Here is an 11,365-nt window from a genome sequence, read left to right as displayed (position 1 = left end):
GCAATGCGCGTCAGGTGTTGAGGTAGACGGTCTTCTCGGCGAGATAGAACTCCATCATCGAAGCCCCGGCCTGTTCCTTGAACGTCGCGGTGGACGAGGCCTTGTAGCCGCCGAACGGTGCGTTCATCGCCATCCCGGTGGTCGGCTGGTTGATCTTGACCAGACCGGTCCGCGACTCACGCACGAACCGCTGCGCGGTGACCAGGTCCGAGGTGACGATCGCCGCGGACAGCCCGAACTCGGTCGCGTTGGCCAGCTCGATCGCCTCGTTCAGTGACCCCGCCCGCTGGAAGGCCAACAGCGGGCCGAACACCTCTTCGGTGACGATGCGCATCGTGGGCTCGGTATCGGTGAACACGGCGGGCCGCACGAAATGGCCACCTGGACTGGCCGCCACATCCACGGTGGTGCCCCCGCACCGCAGCCGTGCACCTTCGGCCACCCCGACCGCCACATAGTGCGCGAACTTGTCGAGTTGCTGCGCGCTGGCCAGTGCGCCCATGTCCACACCGTCAACCGCGCCCGGGCCGACCACCAGGGCGTTGGTGCGCCGGACGACGCGCTCGACCAGTTCGTCGTGTACCGCATCGGTGGCGATCACCCGGCTGGTGCCGGTGCAGGCCTGACCGGACAACCCGAAGGCGCCCTTGACGATCAGCGCCGCCGCGCGGTCGAGGTCGGCATCGTCGGCGACGAGCACCGGATTCTTGCCACCCATCTCCAGCTGAACCCGCCGGTGCGGTCCGACCCGGCCGTGGATGGCGCGGCCGACTTCCGTGGAACCGGTGAACGTGACCGCCGCGATGCGTTCGTCGGCGGCCACCGCGGCCCCGGCCACCCCGTCGCCCTGGACGAGCGCGATCACCGAGGGCGGCAACCCGCCGGCCAGCAGCGCCTCGACGAGACGCTGACCCATGAGCGGAGTGAGCTCGGAAGGCTTGAACAGCACCGGGTTTCCGACCGCCAGGGCCGGTCCGAGCTTGCGGGAGGGAATGTTGAGCGGGAAGTTCCAGGGTGTGATCGCACCGACGACACCGACCGGTTCGCGCAGCGTGTACACCAGGGTGTCACCGGCCGCGGGCAGCGTCACTCCCCCGCTGCGGGTCGCCTCGGCGGCGTAGAACCGCAGATTCGCCGGTGTGCGGCCGACTTCCATACTCGCTTCGGCGAGGGTCTTGCCCTCCTCCCGGACCAGCTCGGCGATCAGTTCAGGGCCGCGCCTCTCCAGCTCTGCCGCAGCCGATTCCAGGATCGCCGCGCGTCGCTCGGGTGCACTGGCGGCCCACTCCGGCGCGGCCTTCGCCAACCCATCGACGGCGTTGGCGACATCGGCGGGCCCCGAGGCGGGGAAGGTTCCGATGAGATCGGTCGGGTCGGCCGGATTGGTCCGGGTGAAGGTGTTTCCGGACTGAGCGGGCACCCAGGCGCCGCCGATGAAGTTGAGTCCTGAGGTCATTGCTGTACCTGCGATTCTTCGTCGATGTCTACGTAGGCGAGGTCCCACAGATCGGTGCTCTCATCGCGCAGGGCAGCCACGTCGACCTCGCGGCCCAGCAGCTCCCGCGCGGCCATGATGTCCTCTCCACGGTCGACAGCGAAGGCGCCCCGCACGGTGGCGCCTTCGAGGTAGAAGCCGGTGAAGTCCCGTGCACCGATATCACCGCGGATCACCGGATCTCCGGTTGCCGTACCGATGAATTGGAGGTTGTGCCCGTGCTGGTCCGACCAGAACCACGGCGCGTCATCCGAGGGCGTGTCGCGACCGAGCATCGCGTTCGACACCGCGACACCCTGCCTGCTGGCATTGTCGAAATGTTCCAGGCGAACGTGGCGGCCCGCCCGCTCGGAGTACCGGCGTGCCACATCCCCGGCCGCGAAGATGCCCGGGATGCTGGTGCGGCCCGACGCGTCCACCACGATACCGTCGTCGACGCCCAGTCCGGACGCCTCGGCGGCGGTCGTGTTCGGCGTGATGCCGATACCGATCACGACGGCGTCGGCCTCGAAAGATTCTGCCGCACCGGTGATGTCGATGAGCACACCGTCGGCAGTGGTCCGGATGCCGGCCAACCGCACCCCGGTGCGCAGGTCCACGCCGTGGTCGCGGTGCAGCCGGCAGACGGCCTCGCCCATGGCGGATCCGAGGATGCGGGCCAGCGGCACCGGTACCGATTCGAACACGGTGACCGCCACACCCGCGGCAGCCGCGGTGGCCGCGATCTCCAGCCCGATGAAACCCGCGCCGATGATGGCCAGCCGCCTGCCCGGCACCAGCACCGGCGCCAGCGCCACGGCGTCGTCGAGCGTGCGCAGGTAGTGCACGAGATCGGGTCGCGGGCCGGGCACGGTCAGCGTTCTCGGAGTGCCTCCGGTGGCGAAAAGCACTGCGTCGGCTTCGATATCGGCCCCGCTGTCCACCGCAACGGTCCGTGACGCCGGCTCCACCCGCAGCACCCTCGTTCCGGTGACGATCTCCACGTCGTTGTCGGCGATCCAGCTGGGGCGCAGAATCCAGAGGGCGGCCTCGGTGTCGGTGCCTGCCAGGAACTCCTTGGACAGGGGCGGGCGCTGATAGGGCGCGTGTGGTTCGTCACCGATGAGCATGATGCGGCCGTCGAACCCCTGCCTGCGCAGGTTGCGGGCGGCGACGGCGGCTGCTTGTCCGGCGCCGACGGTGACGATGGTGCGCGGTGTCATATCCGCGCCTCCTCTTCGGTGCGGGCCGGCACACGGCTCTCCGGCGCGAGATTGACGTAGATGGTGCCGTCGTCATCGACGCGCACCGGGTAGGTGGGCTGACAGAGGTCCTGATCGGCCTCGTAGCCGGTCTCCAGGTCGAACTGCCACTGATGGCCCGGGCAGATCACCTTGCCGTGCAGCAGTGTGCCCCTGAACAGCGAACGATCCTGGTGCACACAGAGATCGGCGAAGGCATACACCTTGCCCTCAGTCTGGAACAGGGCGACGGCGATACCACCGACCTCGACCCGCAGCTTGCGGCGTCTGCCCAGTTCGCGCGCGGTGGCGACCGCGGTCCACTCCATGATTCTCCTGTCCGATTTCGGCGCGCCACGCTCGCGCAGCGGACGTGGGCGCGCCGAAATCACTCAGACCGCGACCGGCTCCAGCTCGGGTGCGACGTAGGTGTCATACAGACCCTTGGTGTAGGAGAACCGCATCTCGGCTCCCCACCGCACCATCTGCAGGCAACGCTGCTGCAGCTGCGGGGTGTCGGCGTGATCCAGCACGATCTGGTAGCCGCGTTCGCCGTGCACCACGTCGGAGGTGATGTGCAGATCGAAGAACTCGATCTCGTCCTCGGTGAACTTGTAGACCTCGCGCAGCGGCACGATCTGCTTGGTGTAGATGCTGGGCACCTGAGATTCCAGCCCCACCACCAGCGCAGCGGTCGCCACCACGAAGTGCTCACGCTGCGACACCGCGTAGCACCAGGACTGCAGGCCGCGGGTGATGGCATTCATGTTGTTGGGGTCTTCGATGCGTTCCTTGGTGGTGCCGCATGCCTCGCCGAACTTGATCAGCAGGTCGGTGTGCCGGATATCGGCGAGTTCCTCTTCGTACATGTTCTGCAACGTGAAGTCTTTGGCGCCGGTGAACTCGTCGGGGGTGTTGGCGTAGATGTTGGCCAGGTAGTCGGCGAACGGTCCGACGTAGTGGAAGTGGTTCTCGGCCCAGCGGGCGAAATGGTGGCGCTCCAGCCGACCCTCGGCCCACGCCTTGGAGAACGATGCGTTCTTGGCCTCGCGACCCTTGATCGCGTTCTCGAGTTCTGCGCGGAACTCCTCACGGCCCAGTAGTTCGGTCATGGAATCGATCCCTTCGATCAGTTGAATTCGCGAAATCATCGGCAGAAAAGGATGTTTCGCAATGGATGCGGCTGCGAGACGATGCGACGGTGCGAAGTCGGCTCTGCACCAACGACGTTAGCCAGCAGACCGACGTTGCGACATGGACAACTTCACCCCGTGAGAGCGACGTCACGAGTCATCATGCACACCCTCAACGGCTGACGACGGCCGCGGTCAGCGCCTCGAACTCGGCCAGGATCGCCGCGCCGACCGCCTTGTCCTGTGCGCCGTTACCACCGCTGATCCCGACGCCGCCGATGATCTGGCCGTTGAAGACGAGCGGAAATCCGCCCACGAAGACCGCGAACTTACCCGGCAGCATGTGGCTGATACCGAAGGCCTCGTTACCCGGCAGCGCCGGGCCGTCGGGCGCCTCATTGAACAGGTGAGTGGCCCGCTCGTGGCCCGCGGCGGTGAACGCCTTGGCGATGGAGATGTCCACGCCGGTCAACCGGGCCCCTGGAAGGCGATGCAGGGCAAGGACATTGCCGCCGTCATCGCAGATGCACAGTGTCTGCTTGACCCCGATCTCCTCTGCCTTGGCCCGGCCGGCGGCGAGCAGGGGCAGGGCGTCGTCGAGGGTGATCCGGTAGATCTGGTGCATATCTGCTGACCTCCTGAAGTTTGTCGGTGATGACCGATTCGGGCGGGTCGGCGATCCCGCCCCGGGCTGTTCGCCTGGTGCATGTCTACCGGGGCAGGCGGGCGCCCGCCTTGGTCACAATGTCCGCTTTATCGACCGCATCATGGTCAAACTGCACATAGTCTGTGGGCAGTCGACAGTGTGATCGTGGTGGTTCGATCCGCCACCGCGACGACGAACGCGCCGCACAGAGCAGGTGAGGACATGCCAGCAGAGCACCCGCACGGTGACCGGATGACGGTCGCCGGACTGCTCGATGAATCGCTCATGTCGGGTGCCCGGGTGATGACCGGGCAGGACCACCTCGATAGCGAGTTGCATTGGGTTCTCCCGCTTTCCGAGGTGTTGTCCGGCCACGAGCCACTCGACGGCGTCGCGGTCTACGCGCGTCCGGAAGCGCTGCTGGGCACCGCCGGCGCCCTGGCCGCGCTCGCCGCCCGCGGCGCCACCACCCTGCTGGTCGACGGTGCGGTCCCCGCCGATTTCCCGGCGGCCCTGCCTGCCGGGCTGGTGGTGATCGAGATGGCGTTTCCGGTCGGGTTCACCGCCCTGAACCGACTGCTGGCGGAGCGGGCACTGAGCCGGGAAGTGCACGTGATGCGGTACGCCACACACGTGCACACCTCCTTGGCGGGACTTTTTCACCGTGGGGCCGGGCTGCAGATATTGATCCGCGAGGTGTCCAACCTCGCCCGTAACCCCGCGGTCGCACTGGACGCCCGTGGCCAGATCGTGGCCCACAACGGCTTGGCCGCCGAGGCGGCGGGGGTTCTCACCGAGGTCATCGTGCCGAGGTTGACGGTCGACCTGCCGGCCGCCGCCCGGCTCTCGGGTCATCACGACACCCGTGTCGAGCACCTCGCAGACCCGCACGGCAACACCTGGACCGCCATCTCCACGGCCATCCGGCTCGGCAAGGCCTTCGAAGGCTGGGTCCTCGTCCTGGTCCCGAATTCCGCACCGGGTGCCCACGATCTGGCACGGCACATCGTCGTCACCGAGCAGGCGACCGCGATCATCGGTTCGGAGATGTTGCGACAGCACAGCGTCGATGAGGCCGAGGAACGCGCCCGCGGTGATTTCGTCCAGGCCCTGGTCCACGGCCACTTCTCCAGCGAGCACGATATGCGCGCACGGGCGGAGTACCACGACATCGACATCGATTCGCAGTTCGGCGTTTTCGTCGCGCCGGGCGCGATTCCCCATGGGGTGGACAATCCCGCGGCGAGCATGGTCCGGCTGGCCCGGTACGCAGCCAATGTGGCACCCGATCCCGCCGTCCGCTCCTATGTCACCGTGCTGGGTGACGTCCTGGTGGTGGTGCGCTCACTCCGTGGCGGCGATGACGCCGCGCGGCACCGCGAGATGGTTCATTACGCCGAGGCGATGGCAGGCGAACTGGAGAACCGCCGCGGCGCTGCGGTCGCCGTGTCCTACAGCAGACCGGCCGGTGGTGCACAAGCCGTCTCGGCCACCTACCGCGAAGCCCGCATCGCGCTGGGTATCGCACGCAGGCTGGGGCTCACCGGCGCGGTGTCCTATCAAGATCTGCGGAGTTTCACGGTGCTCGCCGAGATCGCCGAGACCGAACAGAGCAAGGCGCTGGTCAACGACATCCTGGGCCCCCTGCGGGCCACTCCCGATCTGCGCGAGTTCCTGACCGGCTACCTGGCACACGGCGGGAACGTCAACGCCACCGCCCGGGTGCTCAATGTGCACCGCAACACCATGCTGACCAAGTTGGATCGGGTGTCGCGGGCGATCGGTCTCGATATCCGGTTGCCCGACAACCAGTTCACCGTCTGGCTGGCGATCCGGCTGGACCTGCTCAGCGAAGTGCACGCCGCTGTCGACCGAGAGGCCAGCTTCCACTGACCGAGGCGGCGCTATCGTTCGGGCGCCGGATCGGGCCCGACGAACGAGCCCAGCAGTCCGAGCGCGGCAACCACGGAGACCATCGCGAACGCGAGCATGAAACCGGTGGTGGTGCCCAGGCCCAGGGCGATCGCCACCCACGCCGCGCCCATCGCCGAGCCGCCGAAGCGCACCAGGTTGAACAATCCGAGTCCGGTGCCCTGCGCCCCGGCAGGAGAGCGGGTGGCACCGGTGGCCGCCGGCGTCTGCACGAATGCCGTCCCGATTCCGATCAGGACCAGAACCCCCACGAAGCCGGCCAACCCCAAACGCTTTTCGACCAGATGCGTGCCGACGGCCACACAGAGCAGGGCCTGGCCGAGGATCAGCAGCACCAACCCGGTGCGTAAGACCCGGCGGGCCCCGACCCGGTCCAGGTAGCGCCCGACCGGCGGGCCCAGGATCACCATCGAAGCCGGGATCGCCAGCAGCACCGCGCCGGCCAGCGACCCGGTCCGGCCGCCGCCGACGAGGTAGAGGGGCACCGCGAGCAGCGTGGCTCCGAGGCTGAACATGAACGCGAACGCGCCCAGGGTGCTGCGCACGAACCGGGCCTCTGCCACGAGCCGGACGTCGACGAACGGCTCGGACACCCGCAGGCAATGCCGGACGAAAAAGATCAGGACCGCCACGGCCACCATCACCGCGAGGGCAACGACCGCCGAAAGACCTTGCTGCGGGACGAGTGCGACGCCGAGGATCAGCAGCCCCGACCCGAGGGTCAGTGAAGTCGCGCCGATGGTGTCGAAGCGCATCGTGGTGCCGGGATGACGCGGGATGTGGAGCAGGGTGCCGATCAGACCGGCCAGCGCGACCGGCACGAGCGGCACGAACACCCATCTCCACCCCCAGCCGTCAGCGACGAAGCCGCCCATGGTGGGTCCGATGGCCTGGCCGATGCCGTTCACCGAGGCCCACAGCCCCACCGCCCTGCCCCGCCGCTCCCCGGCGAACAGCCAGGTCAGCAGGCCGAGCACCGCCGGCCCGAGGGCGGAGGCCGCCGCACCGCCCACGCAGCGCCACAGGATCAGCAGTTCCAGCGACGGAGCGGTCGCGGCGCCGAGGGCGCACACCGCGGTGGCGACCATCGAGGCGCAGTACACCCGCCGCCTGCCGAACCGGTCGCCGATCCAGCCGACCAGCGGCATCGTCGCGGTGAACGTCATCAGGAAGCCGACCACCACGAATACGCCGCTGCCCAGCGGTGCGTCGAATTCGGCGAGGATGGCCGGCATGGGCACGTTCACCACGTTGTTACTCACCGTGCCGACCAACGTCCCGGAGAGCAGCGCAGCGAGGGCCAACGGCGTGCCGGCGTCGTCGGGGACCGCCGTGCCCGCGGGTACGCGGCTGTCTGTGTCAGTCATGGCAGAGGCTTCCGTGGCCGATCTGTGTGGTGTGGCTGGGCGAGGTGCATGAGCACCCCTGAAGCCACTGTCTCATTCACGCCGGGGCAGAGGTGGCGCCCGTATGGGCCAAGGCGCACAGAGAAGCCGCTCCCAGTTGGGCATCGTGCACAGGCCGTGCTGGGCCCCTCATCGTGCCGATCCGCACCCCAGCGCGGACTTTTAACGTTGGCGAAACACCGCGACATCAGGATGACAATGTCGGAACACGTTGCACAGGGGCGCACGCACAGCGTTGTGCACTCTGTGCGTTGACCCGTTCACGCAACGAGTCGAGCATTCCCCCATCAGACTGCACAGCCCACGAGCAGTTGTGAGTGAAAAGACCCCCGATGGATACACACCTCAGCGCAGCCCACTGGATCTATCTGGCCGGAATCGTGGCCATTCTCATCACGATGGCGCTGCGGAAGAACATCGTGGTGCCGGCGGTCGTCGCGACTCTGCTTACTGCCTGGGTGTTTTCGGGCAGCATCGTGACCGGACTCGCGTCGATCTTCAATGCCAGCCTGGTGGCCGCCCACGAGCTGTTCAATATCTTCCTGATCATCGCCTTCGTGACGGCGATGCTCGGCGCGCTGCGCGAGATGGGCGCCGATCGGCTGATGGTGGCCCCATTCCGGCGGGTGATGCGTGCGGGCACAAGCAGTTTCGTCGTCCTGGCCATAGTCACCTACGTCATCTCACTGTTCTTCTGGCCGACTCCTGCGGTACCACTGGTGGGTGCCGTGCTCATCCCGGTGGCGATACGCGCCGGTATGAGTCCACTGTCGGTCGGCATGGTGATCGCCATCGCAGGCCAGGGCATGGCGCTGTCGTCGGACTACATCATCAAGGTCGCCCCGGGAATCTCGGCGACCGCAGCGGGTGTCGATACCGACGATGTCGCCGACAAGGCCATGGTGCTGTCGCTGATCGTCGGTCTCGTCGCGTTGGCCATCACCTACCTCACCCAGCGCAGGACCTGGCAGAAGCCGTCCCCGGATCTGTTGGTGGACTGGGAGAACAAGGCCGACAAGCTCGGCGTCCCGATCAGTGCGGACAGCCCCGGCGACACGGGATCGGTCGGCACTCACAGCTCGGGCCTCGGTGGTGACGCACCGGTTCCGGCCGGCGGCAGCAGTAACGCCGAAGTGCACGCCGCGACCGCGACGACCGTGCTCGCGCCCGCCGAGTCCGACCCCGCAACAACGTCGAGATCATTGTCGGCCAAGGCGTTCGCGACGATTGTGCCACTGGCTTACCTGACGCTGATCGTCTATCTGTTGCTGGGCAAGTTCACCAGCCTGGTACCGCCCCTGCAGGGCGGTGAGGCTGCGGGCATCGTCGGCGGTATTGCGGCGATGCTGCTGTTTGCGGCCTGCCTGACCAACAACAAAAGGGCATTCCTGGAGAGTTCCTCGACCCACATCGTCGACGGCCTGGTGTTCGCGTTCAAAGCCATGGGCATCGTGTTGCCGATCGCCGGATTCTTCTTCATCGGCAACGGTGACTTCTCCGCTCAGATCCTCGGAATGCCCAAGGGCACAACGGGACCGGCGCTACTGTTCGACCTCATCAACGCCGCCCTGTCCCATGTCGCGCCGAATGCGTTCCTCATCGCGTTCACGGTGTTGTTCGTCGGTGTCATCGCGGGCCTGGAGGGTTCCGGGTTCAGCGGACTCCCACTCACGGGCTCGCTGTCGGGTGCGTTGGGCACGGCCGCCGGGATGGACCCCTCGACGTTGGCAGCAATCGGTCAGATGGGCAATATCTGGTCCGGCGGCGGCACGCTGGTCGCATGGTCCTCGCTGGTCGCGGTAGCCGGCTTCGCGCGGGTCCCGGTCCTCACCCTGGCGCGGAAGTGCTTCCTTCCGGTGATCACCGGTTTGGCGCTCTGCACGGTCTTCGCGATTCTCGCGTTCTGAGGGCGCTGCCCCAGTCAGGGCGGCGCGGGATGCCCCCCCGGCTACGCCGCGCAGCGGAACCCGATATGCGTTGTCGCGGTGTCCCTGGACTGCGGCGACCTGGCCGCAGGGCGATAGCGGTGGCAGTACTCCGGCGCGCACAGATGCGATCCGCCCTTGAGCGCCTGGCTCACCCCGGGATCGTCGGCGGGTAGGCAGCACGCGTTGGCGACCCGCCCGGTGAATTCGGTGGTCGTCCACTCCCACACGTTGCCGATCATGTCGACCAGCCCGAATGCGTTGGGGGCGAACGTGCCGACCGGGGAGGTGCCCCTCCATCCGGCCGCGCCGTCGTTGCGGTACGGGAAGGCGCCCTGCCAGGTGTTCGCCATCAGCTCTCCGCCCGGCTTCGCGTCCTCACCCCACGCGTAGGTCGACTCCGATCCGGCCCGCGCCGCGTACTCCCACTCGGCCTCGGTCGGTAACCGGCGGCCCACCCAGGCCGCATAGGCCAGCGCGTCGGCGTAAGCGACCTGAACGACGGGGTGATCGGCGGCGGCTTCGGCATGGTCCGGTCCGAACGGGTGGCGCCAATTCGCCCCGGGCGCCCAGTCCCACCACTGCCGCCAGTCCCCCAGATTCACCGGCCCGGGCGTCTGCCGGAAGACCATGGCCCCGGGTACCAGGTCAGCCGGATCCGCGCCGGGATAGAGCGCCGGATCCATCGGTCGCTCAGCAACGGTCCGGTAGCCGGTGGCATCGACGAATGCGGCGTACTGCGCGGTGGTCACGGGGTGTCGTTCGATCGCGAACGGTGCGACCTGGACCTGCCGGACCGGCTGTTCCTCCGGGTAGAAACCGGCGGCACCCATCCGGAACCGCCCGCCGGGCAGGGCCACGACTTCGGTCGGCGTCATGGCAGGAGGATCTCGAAATCTCCGGCGAGCAGTTCGGCGGCCGCGTCGAATCCGGTTGTCCCGGTGGGAGCTGTGGTGTGCACCGACACCAGATAGTTGCCGGCGTTGGTCCAGATGTGCACCACCCGGTCGACGAACTCGACCGCATTCTGCGGCGTGTCCGACCATGCGCCGAGCATCTTCTGACCGCTGTACTGACACAGCTCGGCGGGCAGCACGCTGATCGAACTGACCGCGGACTCCCCCATCAGCCGGTCCGCATACTGGTCGAAGGCTTTCGCCGGCTCCAGCGCCGTGGCCGCGATGGAGATCGTCGAGTCCATCCCCTGCGGTCCCTTGAGATAGCCACCGATATCGCCGCTGCCACCTTGCATCGACCAGCCGTCGGGAACCGGCACCGTGATCACCGGCGCGGCCGGGTCGGCCACCTTGGCGACGAAACCGACCCGAGGCTTCTGCTCGGGAGCACACGTCACCGCGTCCGCCGGGATCGGCGCGCGGCTGGTGGGGGCGACGCCGAAGCCCGACGAATCCGGAGCGCCGGTCGGCGAAGTCGGCACTGACCTCGTCATCGACGTACCCGGCCGGCCGGTGTCCGCGGCGACCGGATTGCCCGCACTGGTGCGCACGCACCCGGCGGTGGCGGCGAGCACCAGACACGCCAGCACCGCCGTCGCGGAGCGGGTCATTGCTTCGAGATGTGTCATCAGCCTTTCGCGTGCACTTGAGC

At 67.6% G+C, this 11,365-nt stretch carries 10 protein-coding genes; 2 read left to right on the top strand and 8 right to left on the bottom strand.

Annotation, left to right across the window (positions count from 1 at the left end; all coding sequences use genetic code 11):
* Nucleotides 1–10 precede the first annotated feature (10 nt).
* The 5 genes from H7J86_RS28255 to H7J86_RS28235 form a co-directional block, all read right to left on the bottom strand.
* The gene (locus tag H7J86_RS28255; protein WP_187098317.1) at nt 11–1,456 is read right to left on the bottom strand and encodes an aldehyde dehydrogenase family protein; all 1,446 of its coding nucleotides are present in this window, start codon (nt 1,454–1,456) and stop codon (nt 11–13) included.
* Entirely contained in the window at nt 1,453–2,697 is a 1,245-nt protein-coding gene (locus H7J86_RS28250) for an NAD(P)/FAD-dependent oxidoreductase (RefSeq protein ID WP_267294992.1), read from the bottom strand. Before H7J86_RS28250 ends, H7J86_RS28255 begins: the two co-directional genes overlap by 4 nt.
* The gene (locus H7J86_RS28245; RefSeq protein ID WP_267294990.1) at nt 2,694–3,044 is read right to left on the bottom strand and encodes a Rieske (2Fe-2S) protein; all 351 of its coding nucleotides are present in this window, start codon (nt 3,042–3,044) and stop codon (nt 2,694–2,696) included. Before H7J86_RS28245 ends, H7J86_RS28250 begins: the two co-directional genes overlap by 4 nt.
* Before the next feature lie 63 nt (nt 3,045–3,107).
* Nucleotides 3,108–3,827, bottom strand: coding sequence for an iron-containing redox enzyme family protein (locus H7J86_RS28240; RefSeq protein ID WP_090360518.1), 720 nt, complete (start codon nt 3,825–3,827; stop codon nt 3,108–3,110).
* 193 nt (nt 3,828–4,020) lie between these two features.
* Nucleotides 4,021–4,473 carry a GlcG/HbpS family heme-binding protein gene (locus H7J86_RS28235; RefSeq protein WP_090359859.1) on the bottom strand — a complete coding sequence of 151 codons (453 nt, stop codon included), beginning with the start codon at nt 4,471–4,473 and terminating at the stop codon, nt 4,021–4,023.
* Between the two features lie 243 nt (nt 4,474–4,716).
* On the opposite strand from H7J86_RS28235, the gene H7J86_RS28230 reads away from it, so the two are divergent.
* On the top strand, nt 4,717–6,387 hold the full coding sequence (locus H7J86_RS28230; protein ID WP_267294988.1) for a PucR family transcriptional regulator: 1,671 nt from the start codon (nt 4,717–4,719) through the stop codon (nt 6,385–6,387).
* An 11-nt stretch (nt 6,388–6,398) separates the two neighbouring features.
* On the opposite strand, the gene H7J86_RS28225 is transcribed toward H7J86_RS28230, so the two are convergent.
* A complete protein-coding gene (locus H7J86_RS28225; RefSeq protein WP_267294986.1) occupies nt 6,399–7,793 on the bottom strand; it encodes an MFS transporter in 1,395 nt (464 codons plus the stop codon).
* A 371-nt stretch (nt 7,794–8,164) separates the two neighbouring features.
* On the opposite strand from H7J86_RS28225, the gene H7J86_RS28220 reads away from it, so the two are divergent.
* Nucleotides 8,165–9,739 (top strand): hypothetical protein, encoded by a 1,575-nt coding sequence (locus H7J86_RS28220; RefSeq protein WP_267294984.1) that lies wholly within the window; start codon nt 8,165–8,167, stop codon nt 9,737–9,739.
* A gap of 41 nt (nt 9,740–9,780) precedes the next feature.
* Here H7J86_RS28220 and H7J86_RS28215 read toward each other — a convergent pair whose 3' ends face one another.
* Together H7J86_RS28215 and H7J86_RS28210 are read right to left on the bottom strand one after the other, a co-directional pair.
* Nucleotides 9,781–10,635: a formylglycine-generating enzyme family protein gene (locus tag H7J86_RS28215; RefSeq protein ID WP_267294982.1), complete on the bottom strand. Its 855-nt coding sequence runs from the start codon at nt 10,633–10,635 to the stop codon at nt 9,781–9,783.
* On the bottom strand, nt 10,632–11,342 hold the full coding sequence (locus H7J86_RS28210) for a hypothetical protein (RefSeq protein ID WP_235683544.1): 711 nt from the start codon (nt 11,340–11,342) through the stop codon (nt 10,632–10,634). The genes H7J86_RS28215 and H7J86_RS28210 overlap by 4 nt, the downstream gene beginning before the upstream one ends.
* Nucleotides 11,343–11,365 lie beyond the last annotated feature (23 nt).

This window comes from Mycobacterium hackensackense, assembly GCF_025822555.1.
In the GTDB taxonomy this organism is placed as follows: domain Bacteria; phylum Actinomycetota; class Actinomycetes; order Mycobacteriales; family Mycobacteriaceae; genus Mycobacterium; species Mycobacterium fluoranthenivorans.
Note: the sequence above shows the minus strand (reverse complement) of the source record. Positions and strands in the feature narration are given on the sequence as shown.